The following is a 22,208-nucleotide window of genomic DNA, read 5'->3' as shown; positions in this document are numbered from 1 at the left end:
ATGGCTGCGCGGATCAGAGTGGGACGCATGACGGCAGAAACAGGGCGGTGGATCCGCAACTTCGTGGACGGGCGGTTCGTGGAGCCCGACGAGAACCGCAGCTTCGAGAACATCGACCCGGCCACCGGCCGGGCGTTCGCCCGGGTGCACGAGGCGGACCGGGAGCTCGTCGACCGTGCCGTGGTCGCGGCCCGGCGGGCCCTGCACGACGGGTGGGCCGCCACTCCGGTGCGCGAACGCGCGGCGCTGCTGCGACGTGCCGCGGACCGCATCGAGGAGCGCTTCGAGGAGTTCGTCGCCGCGGAGGTCGCCGACACCGGAAAGCCCGTCGCCCAGGCACGGGAGCTGGACGTCGCGCGGGCACCGGCCAACTTCCGCACCTTCGCCGACGTGGCCGCCGCGGCCGGGCAGGAGTCCTTCCTCACCGATCTCGCGGGTGGCCGGCGGGCGCTGAACTACGCGGTCCGCAAGCCGCTCGGCGTGGTCGCGGTCGTGGTCCCGTGGAACCTGCCCCTCCTCCTGCTGACCTGGAAGGTCGCCCCGGCCCTGGCCTGCGGCAACGCCGTGGTCGTCAAGCCCAGCGAGGAGACCCCGGGCACCGCCTCGCTGCTGGCCGAGGTGTTGGCCGAGGTCGGGCTCCCCGCCGGTGTCTACAACGTGGTCCACGGCTTCGGCGGCGGCTCCGCCGGCGAGCACCTGACCTCGCACCCCGGCATCGACGGCGTGACCTTCACCGGTTCGTCCGCGACCGGAACACAGGTCATGCGGACGGTCGCACCCCGCGTCCGCCCGGTGTCGTTCGAACTCGGCGGGAAGAACGCCGCGGTCGTCTTCGACGACGTGGACGTGGACGAGGCGCTCACCGGGCTGACCAAGTCGGTCTTCACCAACACCGGCCAGGTCTGCCTGTGCACCGAGCGGGTCTACGTCCAGCGCGGGATCTTCGACGACATCGCCCAGGGGCTCGCCGAGCGGGCCCGGGAGCTGCGGCTGGGCGACCCGACGGACGAGGGGACGACCACCGGCCCGCTGATCTCGCGGGCCCACCGCGAGAAGGTGGCGGGCTACTTCGAACTCGCCGAGCAGGACGGGGCCCGGGTGCTCACCGGTGGGGGCGTGCCCCGGCTCGGCCCGGATCTGGCGGGTGGTTCCTGGATCGAGCCGACGCTCTGGACGGGCCTGACCAACGCCCACCGGGCGGTGCGCGAGGAGATCTTCGGGCCGGTGGCCGCACTGATCCCCTTCGACACCGAGGAGGAGGCGATCGGCCTGGCCAACGACACCGACTACGGCCTCGCGGCCTCCGTATGGACCAACGACCTGCGTCGCGGCCACCGGGTGGCGCAGGCGATGAACGTGGGGATGGCCTGGGTCAACACCTGGTTCCTGCGCGATCTGCGCTCCCCGTTCGGCGGGGTCGGGCTCTCCGGCATCGGCCGCGAGGGCGGCGAGTCCTCCCTGCACTTCTACACCGAGCCGACGAATGTGTGCGTGCAGCTGTGACCGACACGACCGATGCGACCGAGCACGACCCCGGCCTTTCCGCGCGGATCGACGCGGCCGTGGCACGCCTGACGGCCGCCGCCGCGAGCGGCGCCCCCTGCGCCCCCGTCCGGGAGTTCCTGGGCCGGGACGACATCGACGCCGCGTATGAGACGCAGCGCCGTCTCGCCGCCGCCAGGAGCGCGGCCGGCGCCCGGGTGGTGGGTGCCAAGATCGGCCTCACCGCACCCGCCGTGCAGCAGCAGTTCGACGTGTTCCGGCCGGACTTCGGCGTGCTGTTCGACGACATGACGTACGCGCACGCCGAACCGGTGCCGCTGGAGCGGTTCCTCCAGCCGCGCGTGGAGGGCGAGATCGCCTTCGTGCTCGGCCGGGACATCGACCGGCCGGGGGCGGGCGTCGCCGACGTGCTGCGGGCCACCGACTTCGTGCTGCCGGCCGTCGAGATCGTCGACTCCCGGATCGCCGGCTGGGACCTGGCCATCACGGACACCGTCGCCGACAACGCCTCCAGCGGCGCGATCGTGCTCGGCACCACCCCGTACCCGCTCTCCGGGCTCGACCTGTCCCGGGTCGGCATGGTCCTGCAACGGGACGGCGAGCCGGTCTCGTTCGGCGCGGGCCACGCCTGCCTCGGCTCGCCGGTCGTCGCGGTCGCCTGGCTGGCCCGCGAACTCGCCGCGCGCGGGCGGCCGTTGCGGGCCGGGGACGTGGTCATGTCCGGAGCGCTCGGCCCGATGGTGTCGGTCGGCGGCCCCGGCCGCTACCGGCTGGCGCTGGACGGGCTCGGCGAGGTCGAGGCAGTCATCGAGAAGGAGACGACATGAGTTCCCCCACGGACGGCACGGCGAACGGCTCCGTGCCCGCCATGCCCTCCCCCGTCCGCTCCGGTGCCGTGTCCGACACGTCGTCCGGCACCGTCCCGGTCGCCGTCATCGGGTCCGGCAACATCGGCACCGACCTCATGATCAAGGTGCTGCGGCTGTCGAGGACGCTGCGCATGGGCGCGATGGTGGGCATCGACCCGGACTCCGACGGGCTGGCCCGCGCCGCCCGGCTGGGGGTGGCCACCACCCACCGGGGCATCGAAGGACTCGTGGAGATGCCCGAGTTCGCCGACATCCGGGTGATCTTCGACGCGACCTCCGCCAGGGCCCATGTGGGCAACGCGCGACTCGCCGCGGAGCACGGGAAGCTGATGATCGACCTCACCCCGGCGGCCCTGGGCCCGTTCGTGGTCCCGTCGGTCAATCTGGACGAGCACCTGGACTCCCCCGACGTCAACATGGTGACCTGCGGCGGCCAGGCGACGATTCCGGTGGTGGCCGCGGTCTCCCGGATCGCCCCGGTCGCGTACGCGGAGATCGTCGCCTCCATCGCGTCGAGGTCGGCCGGTCCCGGCACCCGCGCCAACATCGACGAGTTCACCGAGACCACCGGCGAGGCGATCCGGCGGGTCGGCGGCGCCGAGGTCGGCAAGGCCATCATCGTGCTGAACCCCGCCGAGCCCCCGCTCGCCATGCGCGACACCGTCTTCTGCCTCGTCGAGGGCGAGCTGTCCGACGCCGACCGGGACCGGATCACGGACTCCGTGGAGCGGATGGCGTGCGACGTGCGGGAGTACGTGCCCGGCTACCGGCTCAAGCAGCGCGTGCAGTTCGACCCGGTCGAGGACACCGTCGTCCCGGCCCTGGGGCGGCGGATCACGGGAGTCAGGGTCTCGGTGTTCCTGGAGGTACTCGGCGCCGGCCACTACCTGCCCGACTACGCGGGCAATCTCGACATCATGACCTCCGCCGCGGTCCGCACCGCGGAGAAGGTCGCCGCACTCCGGGGATGGGTGACCTCGTGAAACTGTACATACAGGATGTGACCCTCCGTGACGGCATGCACGCCATGGGGCACATGTACACCGTCGACCAGGTGCGCCGGATCGTCTCCGCGCTCGACCGGGCCGGGGTCGCCGCCGTGGAGGTGGCGCACGGCGACGGGCTCGGCGGTTCCAGCGCCAACTACGGATTCGGGGCGCACAGCGACGAGGAGTGGATCGAGGCAGCGGCCGACGTCCTCGAACACGCGAAGCTGACGACGCTGCTGCTGCCCGGCATCGGCACGATCGACCACCTGCGCCGTGCCCACGCGCTCGGGGTGCGCAGCGTGCGCGTCGCCACCCACTGCACCGAGGCCGACGTCAGTGCGCAGCACATCTCCTGGGCCCGGGAGAACGGCATGGACGTCTCGGGGTTCCTGATGATGAGCCACCTCAACTCCCCGGAGGGGCTGGCCCGGCAGGCCAAGCTGATGGAGTCGTACGGCGCGCACTGCGTCTACGTCACCGACTCCGGGGGCCGCCTGACGATGCGTGATGTCGCGGCCCGGGTCGACGCGTACCGCGAGGTGCTGGACGAGGGCACCGAGATCGGCATCCACGCGCACGAGAACCTGTCGCTGTCGGTCGCCAACAGCGTGACCGCGGTGGAGCACGGCGCGTACCGCGTCGACGTGGCGCTGGCGGGCCAGGGCGCCGGGGCCGGGAACTGCCCGGCCGAACCGTTCGTCGCGGTGGCCGACCTGCTGGGCTGGGAGCACGGCTGCGACCTGTTCGCGCTCCAGGACGCCGCCGACGACATCGTCCGCCCGCTGCGCACCCGGCCGGTCCAGGTGGACCGGGAGACCCTGACCCTCGGTTACGCCGGTGTCTACTCCAGCTTCCTGCTGCATGCCGAGCGTGCGGCCGAGCGGTACGGGGTCGACGCCCGGCAGATCCTGCTGGAGGTCGGGCGGCGGCAGATGGTGGGCGGTCAGGAGGACCTGATCGTGGACATCGCACTGGACCTCGCCGCAGGGCGCGGGGCCCCGACGGAAGGGAGCGGCACATGATCGCGGCGGAACTGACCGGCCTCCTGGCCGAGCGGCTGGACACGGCACAGACGTCCCGGAAGGACACACCGAGCCTCGCCGACGACCACGAGCTGGACATCGACGACGCGTACGCGGTGCAGGCGGCGCTGCTGGCGCTGCGGGAGGCCCGCGGCGAGCGGATCACGGGCGTGAAGCTGGGCTTCACCAGCAGGGCCAAGATGGCCCAGATGGGCGTCTCGGAGGTGATCGTGGGCCGGCTGACCGACGCGATGCGGATCGCGGACGGCGGCGAGGTGGATCTGGCGCGCTTCATCCATCCGAAGGTCGAACCGGAGGTGGCGTACCGGATCTGCCGGGACGTGGACCCGGACGACCCGTCGACGGACATCGAGTCCTGTGTGGACGCGATGGCCCCGGCCGTCGAGATCATCGACTCGCGGTACCGGGACTTCCGGTTCACCTGTACCGATGTCGTCGCCGACAACACCTCGGCGGCCGGGTACGCGATCGGCCCCTGGCGGCCGGTGGCGAGCGCGTCGAACCGCGCGGTGCTGCTGCGCACCGGGGCGGCGGAGGCAGTGGGTTCCACGGCGGCGATCCTGGGCGATCCGGTGCGCGCGCTGCACGCGCTGCTGGACCTGTGCCGACGCCGCCGCATCCCGCTGGCGGCGGGCCAGGTGGTGCTGGCGGGGGCGGCCACGGCGGCGCTGCCGCTGGTGGCCGGGGTGACCGAGTGCGAGGTGGCGGGCCTCGGTTCCGTCACGGTGAAGGGGTGCTGATGAACGGCTCACGCGTCATCGAGGGCAAGGCGACCCCGCGCGGGCGGTTCCCGCACGTGAAGGTCGTCGGGGACCTGGTGTTCGTCTCCGGCACCAGCTCGCGCCGGCCCGACAACACCTTCGTGGGGGTGGAGGCCGACGAGTTCGGTACCACGACGCTGGACATCCGGGCGCAGACCCGGGCGGTGATCGAGAACATCCGCGACATCCTCGCCGAGGTGGGCGCCGAGCTCTGCGACGTCGCGCAGATCACCGCCTATCTGGTGTCCATGAACGACTTCGGCGGATACAACGAGGTCTACGGCGAGTTCTTCGACGAGCGGGGGCCGACCCGTACGACCGTCGCGGTGCACCAGCTGCCGCATCCGCATCTGCTGATCGAGATCCAGGCCGTCGCGCATCTGCCGCGGCCCCGCACGTCCGACGAGACGCACAGCACGGAGGTGTCCTCATGACCGTCATTCCCCCGGTCATCGATTTCCAGGGCTGGATCGCCGAGCACGAGCATCTGCTCAAGCCGCCGGTGAACAACCGCACCATGTCCCTGGGTCAGGACTTCATCGTCCAGGTCGTCGGCGGCCCCAACCAGCGGACCGACTTCCATGTCGACCCGTACGAGGAGTGGTTCTACCAGGTCAAGGGCGACATGCACGTCGATCTGATGACCGAGGAGGGGCCGCGGACCGTGCACATCCGGCAGGGCGAGGCATGGCTGCTGCCCGGCAATGTGCCGCACTCGCCGCAGCGGCCCGGTGCCGGTTCGATCGGGCTGGTCATCGAGCGGGTCCGGGAGGAGGGCACCCTGGAGAAGTTCCAGTGGTACTGCCCCGGTTGCGCGGCGAGGATCCACGAGGTCGAGCTCCAGGTGCGGGACATCGTGGCGGATCTGCCGCCCGTCTTCGCCGAGTTCTACGCCGACGAGAAGGCGCGTACCTGCCCGCGGTGCGGTGTCCTGCATCCCGGAAAGGGCTGAGCGTGGACCGCACGATCGACATCCACACGCATTATGTCCCGCGCGGCTGGCCGGACCTGACGGCCGAGGCCGGCCCGGACGCTCCCTGGCTGCGGATCGAGTCCGAGTCCGACGCCGTGATCATGATGGGTTCGAAGGAGTTCCGCCGGATCCGGTCCGACGCCTGGGACGCGGGGACGCGGCTGCGGGACATGGACGCGGACGGGGTTCACCGCCAGGTGGTCTCCCCCACCCCGGCGTTCTTCACCTACGGGCGCGACGGTGCCGAGGCGGCGAAGATAGCGCGGATCTTCAACGACCTCGCGCTGGAGATCGTCGCCCCGGCCCCGGACCGGCTGATCCCGTTCTGCCAGGTGCCGTTGCAGGATCCCGACGCGGCCTGCCGCGAACTGGAGCGGTCCGTCGCCAACGGGCACCGGGGCGTGGAGATCGGCAACCACGTCGGCGACCAGGACCTGGACAGCGAAGGCGTCGTGACCTTCCTCCAGCACTGCGCCTCGCTCGACGTTCCGGTGTTCGTGCATCCCTGGGACATGGCGAGTTCGCCGCGGCTGGACCGGTGGATGGCGCAGTGGCTGACGGCCATGCCCGCCGAGACCCATCTGTCGATCCTCGCGCTGATCCTGGGCGGCGTCTTCGACCGGATCGACGAGCGGCTGAAGATCTGCTTCGCGCACGGCGGCGGGTCGTTCGCCTTCTGGCTCGGCCGGATGGAGAACGCCTGGCACGGCCGGAACGACGTGATCGGCACCTCGGAACATCCGCCCTCGCACTACCTGGGCCGGTTCTACGTCGACTCGGTGGTCTTCGACGAACGGGCGCTGCGACTTCTCGTCGACACGGTCGGCGCGGAGCGGGTGATGGTGGGCAGCGACTACCCGTACCCACTGGGGGAACGGCCGGTCGGCGAGGTGGTCCGCCGGAGCACGTTCCTGGACGAACGCGACCGTGGACTGATCACGCACGGCAACGCGGAACGGTTCCTGGGGCTGGACGCCTCGCGGAGCTGAACGATCACGGAAACCGGCCGGTCCGGGGTGAACGCCCCCGGATCGGCCGGTTTCTGGTATTTCACCCGTAAACGGGAGGCATCGCGGCTCCTCGTCGCGCCCGCCCGGCCGCACCCCAATCCGATTACCTACCGTCATCCGAACGAACACAATCGTCATGATCATCACACTGTCTTTACCGAACATGTGAGCTAGCGTTCCCCTTCATGATCAACATCCCAGCCCCTTCCGACCAGGCCGCGCCCACCGTCGCGGCCCTGACGCGGGTGCTCTTCGGCGAACGGCCGGAAAGTCTTCACGAACCCTGGCGCAAGCTGTTCGGCACCGAACCGTTCCGCTTCCGGGAAGGGCTGACGCCCGACGAACGCGCCGCGCTCTCCTACGAACGCCTGCGGCTGATCAACGAATCGCTCGACAGCCCCGCCGACTTCGTGGCCGACGTGGAACGCCTCACGGCGCTCCACGAATGGGTCGGGCCGGTGGACGCGGGGCTGGGGACCGTGGCGAGCATCCACTACAACCTCTTCCTCGGCAGCCTCCTCGACCACCCCGCGGGCCCGGACCGCGAGCTCGGCGAGTTCGTCGACTTAAGGCGTACGGGAACCTTCCTGTGCACGGAGGCCGGTCATGGCAACAGCGCCTCGCAGCTGGAGACCACCGCCGCGTACGACGCGGCCTCGCGCGAGTTCGTGCTGCACACACCCCACCCTGCCGCCCGCAAGTTCATGCCGAACACGAGCCCCACCGGCGGACCCAAGACCGCCGTCGTCGCCGCCCGCCTCCTCACGGACGGCGAGGACCGGGGCGTCTTCCTGTTCCTCACCCCGCTCCACGACGAGAACGGGATACCGGCGCCGGGCGTCGGGATACGCAGGCTGCCGCAGACGGCCACCGCACCCGTCGACCACTGCGTCACCTCCTTCGACAACGTACGGCTGCCGTACGAGGCGCTCCTCCAGGCCGACCACGGACGCCTCACGCCGGAGGGCGCCTTCACCAGCTCGATCGGCAGCCCCCGCAAGCGTTTCCTCCAGTCCATCGGCCGCGTCACCGCGGGCAAGCTCTGCATGAGCGCCTACAGCCTCGGGGTCACGCGCCACGCGCTCGCCGTCGCCGTACGGCACGCCCACACGCGGCGGACGGCCGGGGTGACGGCGGGCGGCACCGTTCCGCTGTTCGCCCACCGCAGCCACCACGCCCCGCTCCTCGACGCCATCGCCACCACCTACGCCGCGACGTTCCTGCACCGCGCCGCGGTACGGCGGTGGGCGCGGGCGACCGGGGCCGAGCGGGAGGACGGCGAGCGGTTCGCGGCCGTCGCCAAGGGGTGGATCACCTGGCGGGCCCGCGACGTCATGACCGAGTGCCGCGAACGCTGCGGCGCACAGGGGCTGTTCCTCGCCAACGGGATAGCGGGCCAGCTGGCGGCGAACGAGGGGACCATCACGGCGGAGGGCGACAACCTCGTCGTCTGGGTCAAGGCGGCCGGGGAGATGCTGCTCGGGCACTTCACCCCGCAGGAGCCGGGGAGCACCCCGCCCGAGGCCCGTGAGCTCGACGATCCGCGGTTCCTCCAGGACCTGTTGGCGGACATCGAGCGCGTCTGGCACCGGCGCGCCCGGACCCGGCTGCGCGGCGGAGCGGCAGGCAATCCGCTCAACCGGTGGAACGCCACCGTCACACCGGCTCTGGAACTCGTCGACGCCTACGCGCACCGCCAGGCGGCCCAGGCGCTCCACGAGGCCGCCGACCAGGCCGCCCACCCCGAGGCCCGGCGCCAACTGCTGCTGCTGCACCGCCTGTTCATCCTGCGCCGGGTGGCGGCCCACAGCGGGGACCTGCTCGCGGAGGGGTACCTCACCAGCGACCAGGTGCGGGGACTCCCCGACGAAACCGAGCACGTGGTCGCGGAACTGGCACCGCACGCCATGACCCTCACGGGCGGGTTCGCCGCCATGGACGAGGTCCTCCTCGACCATCCCATCAACCGTCCGGACGCCTTCGAGGGCATCCTGCCTCCCCCATGAGATGGCCGCCCCGGCGAGATGGCTCCGCCGGTGCGAGAGTCCCCGGCCGGTGTGCAGGGCCGGGTACGACCGTGCGGTTCCCGGTGACGGACGCGGCGCCCCGCGCCTCCGTCACCGCCCCGGGCACCTCCGGATCCGAGGCCGGTCAGTCGCCGTCCACGCCCTGCGGGGCCATGTGGGCGGCGATCTCCTCCAGGCTCCGGATCAGCGCCTGCGCCGAGGGGCCGAGTGCACGGGCGGCCGACAGGGTGAGCCCGACGCTGTGGCCGATCGGTTCCAGTGGCACGGCCAGCCGGACGAGCCGGGCGTCGTCCCGGACGATCAGGCCGGGGAGCGCCGCCACGACATCGGTCTCCAACAGGAGTTGACGAATGGTCAGGAACGACGTGGTCTCGACCCGGTTCATCGGCAGCGGCATCCCGCGCCGGGCGAAGAACTCCTCGATCTCCCGTCGCAACGCGGTCTCGGCACCCGGCAGGATCCACGGGTAGTCCGCCAGGTCCGCGAGCTCCACCACGGCCCTCCCGGCGAGCGGGTGCCCGGCCCTGACGACGAGTTCGACCGACTCGTCGTAGAGCTTGCGGCGCGTGATCCGCTCGTCGGAGGGAACGGTGAGCCGGCCGACGACGAAGTCGATACGGCCGGCCTCCAGATCCAGGAGCAACGCTTCCGGGGATGCCTCCCGGACGACCACGGTCAGGTAGGGGCGCTCCTTCTTGATCTCGGCGATGGCCCGCGGGAGAAGCACGTTCGACCCGGCAAGGTGGGTGCCGACGATCACGGTGCCGCGGTCGGCGTCGGCGAGTTCCACCACATGGCGGCCCGCCTGGGCCAGCTGGGCAAGTACGGCCCGCGCGTGCTCGGTGAACGCCTCCCCGAAGACGGTGGGCGTGACGCCCCGGGGCCCGCGCTCGTACAACGGGACGCCGAGGATGTCCTCCAGCTCGTGCAGGCTGCGGGTGGCGGCCGGCTGGGTGACGTGCAGTTCCGCGGCGGCACCGACGACGCTGCCCTGCCGGGACAGCGCGTCGACGAGGACCAGGTGGCGGAACTTCAACCGCCCGTCGAGCAGACGCGGGATCTTCACCCCCCGACTCTATCCACGGCGCGTGCCGCCGCCCCGGACGGGCCGGTCCGGGGCGGTCGGCCGAAGCGGCCGTCGGCCGAGCCGTCGGACGGTCGGGCGGTGGGGCGGTGGGGCGGTGGGGCGGTCGAGTGAGCCGGTGCGCGGTTGCCTCGTCCGGCTGCCCGGCCACCCTCCATCCGGCCGCCTTCTATCCGACCGCCTTCGCCACCGCCCGGCCCGCAGTGCGGCCGGAGAACATGCAGCCGCCCAGGAAGGTCCCCTCCAGCGAGCGGTAGCCGTGCACCCCGCCGCCGCCGAAACCGGCAGCCTCCCCCGCCGCGTACACGCCGGGCAGCGGGGTGCCGTCCTCAGTGAGCACCCGGGAGGACAGGTCGGTCTCCAGCCCGCCGAGCGATTTGCGGGTCAGGATGTTGAGGCGTACGGCGATCAGCGGACCGGCCGCGGGGTCGAGGAAGCGGTGCGGGGCGGCCGTCCGGATCAGCCGGTCGCCGAGGTACGCGCGGGCCCCGCGGATGGCGGTGACCTGGAGGTCCTTGGTGAAGGGGTTGGCGATCTCGCGGTCCCGTCCGGTGATCTCGCGGCGCAGCTCGGCTTCGTCGATCAGCTCCTGGCCGGTCAGCGCGTTCATCCCGCGGACCAGGGCGGAGAGGTCCTTCTCGACGACGAAGTCCACCCCGTTGTCCATGAACGCCTTCACCGGCGCCGGTACGTCCGCGCGGGCCCTGCCGATCACGTCACGGACCGACTTCCCGGTGAGGTCGGGGTTCTGCTCGGAGCCGGAGAGCGCGAACTCCTTGCCGATGATCTTCCGGTCGAGGACGAACCAGGTGTACTCGTGGCCGGACCGCATGATGTGTTCGAGGGTGCCGAGGGTGTCGAAGCCCGGGAAGAGGGGCACCGGCAGCCGTCTGCCGCGGGCGTCGAGCCAGAGCGAGGACGGTCCGGGGAGGATCCGGATGGCGTGCTTGTCCCAGATCGGGTTCCAGTTCTCGATGCCCTCGGTGTAGTGCCACATCCGGTCGCGGTTGATGTGGTGGGCGCCCGCCTCCTCGGCGATGCCGAGCATCAGTCCGTCGACGTGGGCGGGGACGCCGGAGAGCAGCTTCGCGGGCGGGGTGCCGAGCCGCCGGGGCCACTGTTCGCGCACCAGGTCGTGGTTGCCGCCGATGCCGCCGGAGGTGACGATCACCGCTTGGGCCCGCAGCTCGAAGGCGCCGGTGACCGTTCGGCTGCTCGCGGTGCCGCGGGCCGCCGCGCTCGGCTCCAGGATCTCGCCGGTCACCGTGTCGACGGTGCCCGCGGTGCGGCCGAGACCGGTGACCCGGTGGCGGAACAGGAAACGGACGAGGCCCTTGGCCGCGCCCGCCCGGACCCGGCGCTCGAAGGGGGCGACGACCCCGGGACCGGTGCCCCAGGTGATGTGGAAGCGGGGTACGGAGTTCCCGTGACCGTTCGCGTCGTAGCCGCCGCGCTCCGCCCAGCCGACGACGGGGAAGAACCGCAGCCCCTGGGCGTGCAGCCAGGACCGCTTCTCCCCTGCCGCGAAATCGACGTACGCCTCGGCCCACTTCCGCGGCCAGTGGTCCTCCTCGCGGTCGAAACCGGCGGTGCCCATCCAGTCCTGGAGGGCCAGCTCGTGGCTGTCGCGGACCCGCAGCCGACGCTGTTCGGGCGAGTCGACGAGGAAGAGCCCGCCGAAGGACCAGTGCGCCTGGCCCCCGATCGACTGCTCGGGCTCCTGGTCGAGGAGGATCACCGAACGGCCCGCCTCGACGAGTTCGGCGGTGGCCGCCAGGCCCGCGAGTCCTGCCCCGATCACGATCACGTCAGCGTCGTACGCCATGGGTTCCATCCTTGTCGGGGAGAAGCGCCGGCCCGCCCGGCGCCCCCGGGCCGTGCCGGGCGGCGGTCCGGTCCGCGAGCGGAAGTTACTCGTGCGTCAGATCCTCTGCACCGGTCGCCGCAACGTCAACAGCCCGGTCGGCGGTACTCCGGCCGCGCTCGCCGCCCGCACGCGTTATCGTCGAAACAAATCACCCATTTCTGGCCTTACTTGAGGTAGAAGCGTGTCGGTGCTGGTCGTCGTGCTCGCCGTGAGTGCCGCCTGCTGCCTGGGGTTCGGCTTCGTCCTCCAGCAGGCCGCCGCCTCGCACGCCCCGAAGAGCGACTACCTCTCCCCCCGGCTGCTCCTGGATCTGATGCGGGTGCGCAGTTGGCTGGCCGGGATCGGGTTGATGGTCTGCGGCATGGTGCTGGGTGCGCTGGCCCTGGGCAAGGGCGAGGTCTCCGTCGTCGAACCACTGCTCGCCACCAATCTGCTCTTCGCCATGGGACTGTCGCGTCACCGCACCGGACAGCGGCTGGGCCATCAGGGCTGGGCCGGGCTCTGGCTGCTGGCCGGCGGTGTCACCGCCTTCCTGGTGGCGGGCGAGCCGAGGGGAGGCGAAGCGGTGACGGACCCGCTGCGGCACTGGCTGGTCATCGGCGTGGTCGTGGGCGCCGCCCTGGTGCTCACCGTCATCGCCAAGCGCCACCGGTCCGGGGTCGCCCCCGCCCTTCTCGCGGTGGCGGCGGGACTGCTGTACGGATTGCAGGACGCGCTCACCCGGCTCACCGGCCAGCGGATCTCCGACGACGGCTTCGCCGCGCTGTGGACGACATGGCAGCCGTACGGGGTGGTGGTGCTGGGGGTGACGGGGCTGCTCCTGGTGCAGAGCGCGTTCGAGACGGGGCCGCTGCGGGTCTCGCTGCCGCCGCTGACCGCGGCCCAGCCGCTGGCCGGGATCGCCTGCGGAGTCGGCTTCCTCGGCGACCGGCTGCGCACCGACGCGGTCGCGCTGGCCTGGCAGGCCTCCGGGCTGGTGGCGATCGTCGTCGGGATCGTGCTGCTGGGGCTGCACCCGGCCATGCCGGAGGGGCCGGTGGGCAGGCACCGGCACAAGAGCCTCCAACCGAACTGAGCGACGCCCCGGGGTGCGCCCGGTCGCACCGGCCGGGCTCCGTTCGTCTGCCCGACCGGACGGCGGCCGGACCGCCGGCCCGGACCGTGATGTACGTCAGGGGCCGGTGGGCGCCGTCGGTGGCCTGATGTTGGCCGTCGGTGGCCTGATGTTGGATGAGGGGCATGACTCCTTCTGACGAGATCCTGGACATCGTCGACGAGAACGACGTGGTCGTGGGGCAGGCCCCGCGCGGTGAGGCGACCGCGCGGGGCCTGCGTCATCGCTGCGTCTTCATCGAGGCCAGGGATGCCGCGGGGAGGCTCTTCGTGCACCGCCGCACCCCCACCAAGCTGGTCTTCCCGTCGCACTACGACATGTTCGTCGGCGGGGTGGTCGGGGCCGGTGAGTCGTACGACGAGGCGGCGCTGCGGGAGGCGGAGGAGGAGCTGGGGGTGCACGGGCTCCCCCGCCCCGAGCCGCTGTTCACCTACCTCTACGAGAGCGCCGAGCACTCCTGGTGGAGCCGCGTCTACCAGGTACGGTGCGAACTGCCGGTGAACCCGCAGGTCGAGGAGGTCGCCTGGCACACTTTCCTCACCGACGCGGAGCTGGAACGCCGGCTCGGCGACTGGCGGTGGGTGCCGGACGGCCTGGAGACCTATCACCGCCTGCGCGCCTTCCGGGCCGCCGGTCCGGCCCACTGAGCCGGGTCCGCGACCGGCGGCCGGGCGTCGGGAGGCGTCGGCCGGGCGGCGGGCATGGGTGGCAGGGCGGTGCGACGAACGACGGGCAGGTTTCAGGAGTGAACGAATTCGTACGAGGGGTGCGGCTGTGGTTCGCGCCGCAGCGGGTCCGCGAGGAGGGCGAGACCCCCGACTACCGGTTCTCGCTCGCCAACGAGCGGACGTTCCTCGCCTGGATCCGCACCGCCCTCGCGTTGATCGGCGGCGGTTTCGCGGTGGACCAGTTCCTCCCGGAACTGGCGTGGGCCATGCGGGCCGGACTCGCGCTGGCGCTGCTGGCGGCCGGTGTGCTCTGCGCGCTGCGGGCGATCAACCACTGGGTGCGGTGCGAACGGGCGATGCGGCGCGGGGAGGACCTGCCGGTCTCCAGGTTCCCGACGCTGCTCGGCCTCGCCGTCGCCGTCGTCGCCGTCGCGATGGTGCTGGTGGTCCTCTTCGGCTGGGAGAGCCGGTGACGTCCAGGCCCCGCGACCCCGGGCTGCAGCCCGAACGGACCAGGCTGGCCTGGCGTCGTACCACGCTGTCCTGCACGGTGGCGGCGCTGCTCGCGGTCCGGCAGGCGCTGCGCGGCGGGGCGGGTCCGGTCGCGCTCGGTGCCGTGGCCCTGAGCACGGCCGCCTGGCTGGGTTTCCTGCTCCTGGCGCACCGGCGGGTGCTCGGGCTGGGCTCCGCGCGGCCGGCCCCTCTCCCGGCCCGGGGAGCGATGGCCGCGACGGCGTCCGTGATCGCGCTCGCGGTGTTCGCCGCGGCCATGATCTTCTGAGCCCGCGGGGACCGGAACACGCACCGCCGGACCCCGGCCACGCAGCGCCCCCTGCGCACGCGCCCTCCGGGCCCGCACACCCACCGGGGCCCCTCTCATACGTACCGTCGACCCTCGCCGCACACCGTTCCGGCCCACGCGCACACCACCGGCCCCGCACCCGCACCGCCGGACGTCGCGCCACACCCCCTCCGGGCCGACGCACGCGCGCCGCCGGGCCTCGCCACACACCGGCGGGACGGCGCGCGCACCCCGGCCCGCACCGGATTCCGGGGATGCACTGGACGACATACCGACTGGTCGGCATCATGAACCCCGACCGTCACTCACCCCGGAGGTGCGCACGATGAGCCAAGTCCACCCGCCAGGTCTCGACCTCGACCACCTGCGCGGGCATCTCGACCACGAGCTGCCGGGCCTGGTGAACGGGCCCCTCGAAGCCCGGCTCGTCGAGGGCGGCCGCTCCAATCTCACGTACCTCGTGACGGACGGCACCGGCCGCTGGGTCGTCCGCAGGCCCCCGCTGGGTCATGTACTGGCCACCGCTCACGACATGAAGCGCGAGCACCGGGTCATCAGCGCCCTCCACCCGACGGCCGTTCCGGTGCCCGAACCGGTGCTGCTCTGCGAGGACGACTCGGTGATCGGGTCGCCCTTCTACGTCATGGAGTACGTCGAGGGCACCCCCTATCGCACCGCCGAGCAGCTGGCCCCGCTGGGCGCCGCACGCACCCGGGCGGCCGTCCTCGGGCTCGTCGACACCCTCGTCGACCTGCACGCCGTGGACCCGCAGTCCGTCGGACTCGGTGACTTCGGGCGGCCCGAGGGCTTCCTCGACCGGCAGCTGCGCCGCTGGGGCAAGCAACTCGACGCCTCCCGCAACCGCGAACTGCCCGGCATCGACGAACTGCACACCGCGCTCGGCCGCACGCTGCCCGACTCCCCCGCGCCGACCGTCGTGCACGGCGACTACCGTCTGGACAACGTGCTGCTCGGTCCCGACGACCGGATCAGGGCCGTTCTGGACTGGGAGATGTCGACGCTCGGCGACCCGCTGACCGACCTGGGGCTGCTGGTGATGTACAGCTCGGACCTCGGGCTCGCCGACTCCCCGGTCTCCACCACCAGCGGCGCGCCCGGTCACCCCGCCCCCGCCGAACTGATCGAGCGCTACGCCGCCCGCTCGGGCCGGGACACCGCCGCCGTGCCCTGGTACACGGCGTTCGCCTGGTTCAAGCTGGCCGTGATCCTTGAGGGCATCCATTACCGCTACACCCTGGGCCGGACCGTCGGCAGCGGCTTCGACCGCATCGGCGACCTCGTCCCCGTCTTCATCGAGCACGGCCTCACCACCCTCCAGGAAGGCTGACCCCATGGACTTCGCATTCGACGCGCGCACCGAGGAACTGCGCGGCAGGCTCCTCGCCTTCATGGACGAGCACGTCCACCCGGCCGAGAGGACCGCGGAGGAGCAGCGCGCACGCCTGGCCTCCCCGTGGGACACGCCGCAGATCGTCGAGGACCTGAAGGCCGAGGCGCGGCGGCAGGGTCTGTGGAACCTCTTCCTTCCCGACGCCGAGCACGGGGCCGGCCTGACCAACCTCCAGTACGCCCCGCTCGCCGAGATCACCGGCCGTTCGCCGCAGTTGGCGCCGACCGCGGTCAACTGCGCGGCCCCGGACACCGGGAACATGGAGGTGCTCCACCAGTTCGGCACCGACGAGCAGAAGAAGCGGTGGCTGGAGCCGTTGCTGGCCGGGCAGATCCGCTCGGCGTTCGCTATGACGGAGCCCGAGGTGGCGTCGTCGGACGCGACGAACATCGAGACCCGGATCGCGCGCGACGGCGACGACTACGTCGTCAACGGCCGCAAGTGGTACATCTCCGGGGCGATGAACCCGGACTGCGAGATCTTCATCGTCATGGGAAAGACCGATCCGGACGGTGCGGACATCCGACGCCAGCAGTCGATGGTCCTGGTCCCGCGCGACACGCCCGGCCTCGAAGTGCGGCGCGCCATGCAGGTGTACGGCTACGAGGACCACTACCACGGCGGCCATGCCGAGGTGGTGTTCACGGACGTGCGCGTGCCCGTCGCGAACCTGATCGGCGAGGAGGGCGGCGGCTTCGCCATCGCCCAGGCACGGCTGGGACCGGGCCGCATCCACCACTGCATGCGGCTGATCGGCATGGCGGAGCGGGCGATCGAGCTGATGTGCCGACGCGCCGTGTCCCGTACGGCGTTCGGCAGGCCGCTCGCCCAACAGGGCGTCGTGCAGAACTGGATCGCCGACGCGCGGGTCACGGTGGAGCAGTTGCGGCTGCTGGTGCTGAAGACGGCGTGGCTGATGGACACGGTCGGCAACCGGGGCGCGCACACGGAGATCCAGGCCATCAAGATCGCCACCCCGCGCGCGGTGGTGGACATCCTCGACCGGGCGGTGCAGCTGCACGGCGCGGGCGGCGTGAGCCAGGACTTCCCGCTGGCCGAACTGTGGGCGGCGGCCCGGACCCTGCGCCTTGCCGACGGGCCGGACGAGGTCCACCAGCGGTCGTTGGCCCGGCGCGAGATCAAGCGGTACCTGTAGGTCCGCGGGACCGCGCGCCCCGGCACCGGCCGTCGGGCACGGGCACGGGCACGAAGCCCGTCGGGCGCGTGGTTCGCCGCCGTCGCGGATCAGTCGTCGGGCCGCTCCGCGATCCGGTCGGCGCAGCGGGCGGCGGTGATCCGGTCCAGCACCGAGGTGTAGCGGGCGCGCCGGTCGGGGCGGGCGTGGTCGGCGGCCCGGCGGAGGGCCGGGATCGCGGCCTCGCCCAGGGCGGCGAGCCCCTCGGCGGCCGCCCCGCGCACGACGGGATGGGAGTGCGCGAGCAGCGCCGTCACGGCCGGGGCCGCGGGCGTCCAGCCGGCCCGGCAGAGCGTGCGGACGGCCATCCGTGCCACGTGGGGCCGGGGGTCGTCCAGCAGGAGCGCGGTGTGGCGCAGATGGGTGTCGCGGTCCAGCATCGCGCGCGAGGTCCGGTGGGCGCGCAGCCGGATCTCGCCCCGGGTATGGAGCAGCAGTGCGTCGAGCAGGGTGCGCAGGGCGGGGTCCGGGTCCGGCTCCGGGCCCGGGTGCGTCTCGGCGAGCTCCGTCAGGGCCCGGTATGCCTGGTCCGGTGTTCCGGTGCGGGCCAGGTCCAGCAGCGCGTTCCGGGACGGGCGGTGCGGGGCCGCGGCGGGGGTACGGGCGCGCGACGCCTTCCGTTCCGCCGCGTCCCGCCGTGCCGCTTCGGGGCCGCGCAGCGGACCGTCGACGAGGACGAGCCGGTCGGCGAGCGCGTCGTGTCCCTCGGCGCGCAGCCGCTCACGGGCGCGGGTCAGCGCGGGGGTGCGCAGCAGCGCGCGGCCCAGGAGCAGGTCGAGGCAGCCCCGGGACCCGGCGTCGAGCCGGTCCTCGACGACCCTGGCGAGGGCGTCGGCGGGGTGGGCGCGCAGGGTGTCGGCGAGCGCGGGCCGCTCCGCGGGCGGGGCCTGCTCCCACCATTCCAGCAGCAGCGGCACCAGCGCTTCGCGTGCCGTCGGGTCGAGCTGCCGGGCCGCGCGGGCCACCCGTTCGCGTCGGATGTCGTCGGCACGGAGTTCCGCCGGGTCCATGGAGGTCAGCGCGTGGGCGAGGTCGCCGTCGGCGGGGAGGTCGACGCGTCCGCGGAGGAACGCGCGCAGCACCGCGCGCCGTGCCTCGGGATCGGGCCAGGTCGCCAGGGCGCGGGCGGCGGTGTCCCTGCGGTCGGCGGCGGGTGACTCCAGCATGTCCAGCAGGCGTTCCCGCAGCGGCGCGGAGCGGGGCTGGTCGAGGTCGTCGGGGCGGACCCGGCGGGGTTCCGGGACCGGGGCGCGGGCGGTCTCGGCGAGGGTCCAGGGCGGTGCGTCGAGCGGCTGGAGCGCCTCCATCCAGTCGAGCAGGGCGTCCCGGACGGCGGGGTCGGCGCCGTGGTGGACGTCGATCAGCGCGGTCAGCCGTTCCCGGGAGCCGACCGTGCCGTCGTCGCGTCGGCGGAACTCCGCCAGCGCGTCCGGGGTGCCGGCCGCGTCGTGCAACCCCTCCCGCCAGGCCCGGCCCCCGGCGGACGGGGGCGCCGCGGGGTCCGGGGCTCCGAACGCCTCGTCCAGGACCGCGGTCACGGCCCGCCAGGGGTCGGGGCCGAGCCGGGCCGACGCGAGTGCCCGGTCGAGGTCGGCACGGAGCAGTACGGCACCGAGGCGGCGCAGCAGCGTCAGCGTGGACCGGTGCGGGGTCGTGGGTGCGGGGCGCAGGGCCCGTACCGCGGCGACGGCGGCCGGACCGCCGACCTTCGGCAGGACCGGCGCGACCTCTTCGAGCAGCGCGATCAGGTCGTGCCGGTCCTCGTCCCGTGCGGCGGCGAGCGCGGCGAGCAGGACCGGGACGGACCGGGCGCACACCGTCAGCTCGTCGGCCGTCCGTGGCGCGGGGCAGACCCGCAGCACCAGCCGCACCACCTGCGCCCGCGACGCGGGGTGCGCGGCGGCCAGTCGGAGCCAGTCGGCGAGCAGGGGGCGCAGCCGCTCCGGCTGCCCGTCGCCGAACGGTCCGGAGCGCTCGGCGACGCGCAACGCGGTCGCGGGGTCCCAGCCGCGCACCACGAGCGCGGTGATGTCGTGTGCGGCCGAGTCGTCCGCGGACGGCCCGTCGGCGTCGGCCGGGGCGGCGATCCCGTGCCGGGTCAGGGCCGCTGCCAGATCCGCCGGGGTTCCGGAGGCCAGTGCCACGCGGCGGGCCGCCACCAGTTCGAGCAGGGGCGCCGCCGCCGGGGACGCCTGGTCGTCCAGGGCGAGGACGGCGCGTGCCGTGAGGGTGCCGTGGAGCCCTTCCAGGAGCAGTGCGCGGGTCCGGTCGTCCGGGGCCCGCTCGGCGGCGGCGAGGAGGGTCGCGGCGTACGCGTCGCCGAGGACGGCGCGCAGGGCGGCGACGAGGGAGTCGCGCAGCCCGGGGTTGTCGTGGTGCCCGAGCCGGAACAGCAGACCGGGTACGGCCTCCGGTGTGCCCGCGCGGACCAGTGCCCGGGCGGCGGTCTTCCGGATGTTCATGTTCGGGTGGTCGAGGCGGGCGGCGATCGCCCCGGAGGCCCAGTGGGCCTCGGCATGGCCCAGGGCGAGCAGGGCCTGCCGGACGGTCTGGATGTCCGCGGCGGCGGTCAGGGCGATCAGGGTGGCCGACAGCGCCTGCGCGTCCTCGCCGGTGGCGTCGCGGGCGAGCAGGGCGATGACGTGCTTGCGCACGTGCCGGTCGCGGTGGCGCAGCAGCCGGTGGACCCGGGAGCGGGTGCCGGGCCAGGGTGCCGCGAGGAGGGCTTCGAGCAGGATCGCCCGCTCCCGGTCGGTGAGCCCGGTCCGGTCCAGCAGGTCCAGGGTCGTGGTCGCGACGAGGGCGTGGCCGGCCTCCTCCGCGTCCGCCGCGTCGAGCAGGCAGACCGGCCTGATCGCGCCCCGTTCGTACAGTCGGCGCCCCAGGCCGTGGAGGGCGTCCAGGACCGTCCGGGGCACCACCGGCTCGGCGCCCCGCCCGTCCGCGGCATGCGCTGCGGCCGGGCCGCCCTGCCGGGCGGGCTGCCGCGCCCCGGCACCGGGGGCCGCAGGGTGCTCCCGGGCGCCTGCCAGGTCGGCCACCACGCGCAGCAGCAGGTCGGCGAGGGCCGGCTGGGAGTCCGCGGTGCCGTGGGCGGCAGTCCGGCACAGGGTCGCCACCGGGTCGCCCGGGTCCGGACGGGCGCCCAGCAGGGCGAGTTCCCGTGCGTCCGGGCCGCCGAGCCCGGCCGCCACCCGGGGCGGCAGGTCGAGCGGGTCGAGCCGGGCCAGCAGTTCCTGCCGCTGTTGCGGATCGGTGGTCAGCTGCCAGAGCAGGTCGACGGCCCGGTGCCGTACGGCGTACAGGCGCGGGTCGGCCGGGGCCGAGGTCAGGCCCAGTGCGGCGCGCAGGGCGTGTACCGTGCGCTCCCCGCCGATGGCCTCCAGGGCGTCCAGGGCCGGCGCGGGGGCCGAGGGCAGCAGGGCGAGCACGGCCTCCTCCGCCCCGGTGTGGCGCAGTGCGCGGATGGCGTGCAGGAACGGGCCGGGGGCGGGGGCCGAAGCGAGCAGCCGGGTGATCGCCGCCCCGATCGGGAGTTCGCCCACGCCCTGCCGGGCCAGCGACACCAGCAGGTCGAGCCGCCGCGGCCAGGACGGGTCGTCGGGGGCCGCGTCCGTCAGTTCCCGCAGCGTCGCCTCCCGGCAGGTGTACAGGATCGTCGTGACCTCGTCGGCCGGTATCGCGTGGTCGTCCAGGGCCAGGCCGATGACGGCCGGTACGTGCGGTCCGGTCACGAAGTGTCCGCGCCGGTGGAGGCCGCGCAGGCAGGTCACCGCGGGCCCGCCGAGGAGCAGCGGATCGCTCGCGGCGAGCGTCGTCAGTGCGTCGACGGCGTCGCGGTCCGCCGACTCGCCGAGCAGTTCCATCGCCCGGCGGCGCGTTTCCGGCGCGAGTTCCGGGGTGTCGAGGGCCTGCCACAGCAGTTCCTGGTGGCCGTGGCGGGCGGCGACCGTCAGTGCGGCGTCGGCCGTGCCGGGCCGGATGTGCGACGGATCGGCGGCGAGGAACGGGGCAAGGCGTTCCGCCGGCAGTGGTTCCGTCGCCGCCCAGGGCTCGCCGAGTTCGCGCAGGGCGTCGGCGACGACCGGATCACCGTCCGCGCCGAGCAGGCCGGTGAGCGTCCGCCGGACCAGGGACGGTGCCAGGAACCCGGCACGCAGTCCCTGGCGGGCGAGCCGCAGTGCCTCGGCCCGGAGCACCGGGTCGCCGCTCCCGGCGAGTTCGTCCACGAGCCGGGCGGACCGGGGCGCGCCGGTGAGGTCCGTGTCCCGTATCGCCTGGTAGAGGAGTTCACCGCGCGGCTCGTCGCGGATCACGGCCGGTTCGTGGAGGAGGTCGGCGCGCAGCCACGCGATCCTCACCCGGGCCGGCAGGTCGGCCGTGCGCCACGCCGGGCGGGGGCGGTCGCGCAGGTACGGGGCGAGGCGCTCGTACAGACCGGCGAGGAGCAGATCCGATTCCGGCTGTCCCGTCAGTGTCCCGGGCAGCAGGGCGGCGAGCCGCCCGCCCTCCGCGTCGTCGAGCGGGCCGCCGGAGGCGATGTGCTCGTCGAGCAGCACGAGTCCCGTCCCGCAAAGGCCCGGGTCCTCGTGCCGGAGCAGGCGTCCGAGCACGGCGGGTTCGCGGTGTCCGGCGTCCAGGAGCCGGGACAGGCGGTCGGCGTCGGCGCGGCATACGGCGTCGTGGATCTGTGCGTCGGTCGGCGTCCTCACCACCGGATACTAACGATCCGGGGAACAGCGGGGAGCGGGCTCCCGCCCCGGCGTCGGTGTCGGCGTCGTCAGTGGCCGCCGAACGGCACGTGGTCCGCGAGCGCCCGGGTCGCGGGCGAGAGCGCACAGTCGCTGCGGGCACCGGGCCGGGAGCCGTACGGCCGGTGCACGGCCCGGATC

Annotated in this window: 18 protein-coding genes; 15 read left to right on the top strand and 3 right to left on the bottom strand. The window is 73.3% G+C overall.

Annotated elements, in window-relative coordinates; genetic code table 11:
• The first annotated feature begins 27 nt into the window (after positions 1-27).
• The 9 genes from ACFC79_RS20765 to ACFC79_RS20725 all read left to right on the top strand — a co-directional run bounded on the left by ACFC79_RS20765 (position 28) and on the right by ACFC79_RS20725 (position 9,154).
• Positions 28-1,503 (top strand): 2-hydroxymuconic semialdehyde dehydrogenase, encoded by a 1,476-nt coding sequence (locus tag ACFC79_RS20765; protein WP_376242139.1) that lies wholly within the window; start codon positions 28-30, stop codon positions 1,501-1,503.
• Positions 1,500-2,330: a 2-keto-4-pentenoate hydratase gene (locus ACFC79_RS20760; protein WP_376242137.1), complete on the top strand. Its 831-nt coding sequence runs from the start codon at positions 1,500-1,502 to the stop codon at positions 2,328-2,330. The genes ACFC79_RS20765 and ACFC79_RS20760 overlap by 4 nt, the downstream gene beginning before the upstream one ends.
• 41 nt (positions 2,331-2,371) lie before the next feature.
• Positions 2,372-3,355, top strand: coding sequence for an acetaldehyde dehydrogenase (acetylating) (locus ACFC79_RS20755; RefSeq protein WP_376242262.1), 984 nt, complete (start codon positions 2,372-2,374; stop codon positions 3,353-3,355).
• Positions 3,352-4,383, top strand: a complete 1,032-nt coding sequence (gene dmpG / locus ACFC79_RS20750; RefSeq protein WP_376242135.1) for a 4-hydroxy-2-oxovalerate aldolase — start codon at positions 3,352-3,354, stop codon at positions 4,381-4,383. The genes ACFC79_RS20755 and dmpG overlap by 4 nt, the downstream gene beginning before the upstream one ends.
• Entirely contained in the window at positions 4,380-5,144 is a 765-nt protein-coding gene (locus ACFC79_RS20745) for a 2-keto-4-pentenoate hydratase (protein ID WP_376242134.1), read from the top strand. Before dmpG ends, ACFC79_RS20745 begins: the two co-directional genes overlap by 4 nt.
• A complete protein-coding gene (locus ACFC79_RS20740) occupies positions 5,144-5,599 on the top strand; it encodes a RidA family protein (RefSeq protein WP_376242132.1) in 456 nt (151 codons plus the stop codon). Before ACFC79_RS20745 ends, ACFC79_RS20740 begins: the two co-directional genes overlap by 1 nt.
• Positions 5,596-6,117, top strand: a complete 522-nt coding sequence (locus tag ACFC79_RS20735; protein ID WP_376242130.1) for a 3-hydroxyanthranilate 3,4-dioxygenase — start codon at positions 5,596-5,598, stop codon at positions 6,115-6,117. Before ACFC79_RS20740 ends, ACFC79_RS20735 begins: the two co-directional genes overlap by 4 nt.
• Before the next feature lie 2 nt (positions 6,118-6,119).
• Positions 6,120-7,127, top strand: a complete 1,008-nt coding sequence (locus ACFC79_RS20730; RefSeq protein WP_376242128.1) for an amidohydrolase family protein — start codon at positions 6,120-6,122, stop codon at positions 7,125-7,127.
• A gap of 206 nt (positions 7,128-7,333) precedes the next feature.
• Complete coding sequence (locus ACFC79_RS20725; RefSeq protein ID WP_376242126.1) at positions 7,334-9,154, top strand: acyl-CoA dehydrogenase; 1,821 nt, start codon at positions 7,334-7,336, stop codon at positions 9,152-9,154.
• 145 nt (positions 9,155-9,299) lie between these two features.
• Here ACFC79_RS20725 and ACFC79_RS20720 read toward each other — a convergent pair whose 3' ends face one another.
• Both ACFC79_RS20720 and ACFC79_RS20715 read right to left on the bottom strand, forming a co-directional pair.
• Positions 9,300-10,241 (bottom strand): LysR substrate-binding domain-containing protein, encoded by a 942-nt coding sequence (locus tag ACFC79_RS20720; protein ID WP_376242124.1) that lies wholly within the window; start codon positions 10,239-10,241, stop codon positions 9,300-9,302.
• 187 nt (positions 10,242-10,428) lie between these two features.
• On the bottom strand, positions 10,429-12,084 hold the full coding sequence (locus ACFC79_RS20715; protein WP_376242122.1) for an FAD-binding dehydrogenase: 1,656 nt from the start codon (positions 12,082-12,084) through the stop codon (positions 10,429-10,431).
• A gap of 223 nt (positions 12,085-12,307) precedes the next feature.
• Here ACFC79_RS20715 and ACFC79_RS20710 point away from each other — a divergent pair, with 223 nt between their 5' ends.
• The 6 genes from ACFC79_RS20710 (at position 12,308) to ACFC79_RS20685 (ending at position 17,277) form a co-directional block, all read left to right on the top strand.
• The gene (locus ACFC79_RS20710) at positions 12,308-13,201 is read left to right on the top strand and encodes a DMT family transporter (RefSeq protein WP_376242120.1); all 894 of its coding nucleotides are present in this window, start codon (positions 12,308-12,310) and stop codon (positions 13,199-13,201) included.
• A gap of 164 nt (positions 13,202-13,365) precedes the next feature.
• On the top strand, positions 13,366-13,887 hold the full coding sequence (locus tag ACFC79_RS20705; RefSeq protein ID WP_376242118.1) for an NUDIX domain-containing protein: 522 nt from the start codon (positions 13,366-13,368) through the stop codon (positions 13,885-13,887).
• Between the two features lie 98 nt (positions 13,888-13,985).
• Positions 13,986-14,381, top strand: coding sequence for a YidH family protein (locus tag ACFC79_RS20700; protein WP_376242116.1), 396 nt, complete (start codon positions 13,986-13,988; stop codon positions 14,379-14,381).
• Positions 14,378-14,689: a DUF202 domain-containing protein gene (locus ACFC79_RS20695; protein WP_376242114.1), complete on the top strand. Its 312-nt coding sequence runs from the start codon at positions 14,378-14,380 to the stop codon at positions 14,687-14,689. The genes ACFC79_RS20700 and ACFC79_RS20695 overlap by 4 nt, the downstream gene beginning before the upstream one ends.
• Before the next feature lie 346 nt (positions 14,690-15,035).
• Positions 15,036-16,058 (top strand): phosphotransferase family protein, encoded by a 1,023-nt coding sequence (locus tag ACFC79_RS20690; RefSeq protein ID WP_376242113.1) that lies wholly within the window; start codon positions 15,036-15,038, stop codon positions 16,056-16,058.
• Positions 16,059-16,062: 4 nt separating this feature from the next.
• Entirely contained in the window at positions 16,063-17,277 is a 1,215-nt protein-coding gene (locus tag ACFC79_RS20685; RefSeq protein WP_376242111.1) for an acyl-CoA dehydrogenase family protein, read from the top strand.
• Between the two features lie 89 nt (positions 17,278-17,366).
• Here ACFC79_RS20685 and ACFC79_RS20680 read toward each other — a convergent pair whose 3' ends face one another.
• A complete protein-coding gene (locus ACFC79_RS20680; RefSeq protein ID WP_376242109.1) occupies positions 17,367-22,028 on the bottom strand; it encodes a HEAT repeat domain-containing protein in 4,662 nt (1,553 codons plus the stop codon).
• Positions 22,029-22,208: the final 180 nt, after the last annotated feature.

It is taken from the genome of Streptomyces sp. NPDC056061 (assembly GCF_042266885.1).
Taxonomy (GTDB): Bacteria; Actinomycetota; Actinomycetes; order Streptomycetales; family Streptomycetaceae; genus Streptomyces.
Note: the sequence above shows the minus strand (reverse complement) of the source record. Positions and strands in the feature narration are given on the sequence as shown.

Coding starts and splice junctions, on each gene's coding strand:
- ACFC79_RS20715 (WP_376242122.1), bottom strand. CDS start 12,084: ATGGCGTACGACGCTGACGTGATCGTGATCGGGGCAGGACTCGCGGGC.
- ACFC79_RS20690 (WP_376242113.1), top strand. CDS start 15,036: ATGAGCCAAGTCCACCCGCCAGGTCTCGACCTCGACCACCTGCGCGGG.
- ACFC79_RS20725 (WP_376242126.1), top strand. CDS start 7,334: ATGATCAACATCCCAGCCCCTTCCGACCAGGCCGCGCCCACCGTCGCG.
- ACFC79_RS20705 (WP_376242118.1), top strand. CDS start 13,366: ATGACTCCTTCTGACGAGATCCTGGACATCGTCGACGAGAACGACGTG.
- ACFC79_RS20735 (WP_376242130.1), top strand. CDS start 5,596: ATGACCGTCATTCCCCCGGTCATCGATTTCCAGGGCTGGATCGCCGAG.
- ACFC79_RS20755 (WP_376242262.1), top strand. CDS start 2,372: ATGCCCTCCCCCGTCCGCTCCGGTGCCGTGTCCGACACGTCGTCCGGC.
- ACFC79_RS20765 (WP_376242139.1), top strand. CDS start 28: ATGACGGCAGAAACAGGGCGGTGGATCCGCAACTTCGTGGACGGGCGG.
- ACFC79_RS20745 (WP_376242134.1), top strand. CDS start 4,380: ATGATCGCGGCGGAACTGACCGGCCTCCTGGCCGAGCGGCTGGACACG.
- ACFC79_RS20685 (WP_376242111.1), top strand. CDS start 16,063: ATGGACTTCGCATTCGACGCGCGCACCGAGGAACTGCGCGGCAGGCTC.
- ACFC79_RS20740 (WP_376242132.1), top strand. CDS start 5,144: ATGAACGGCTCACGCGTCATCGAGGGCAAGGCGACCCCGCGCGGGCGG.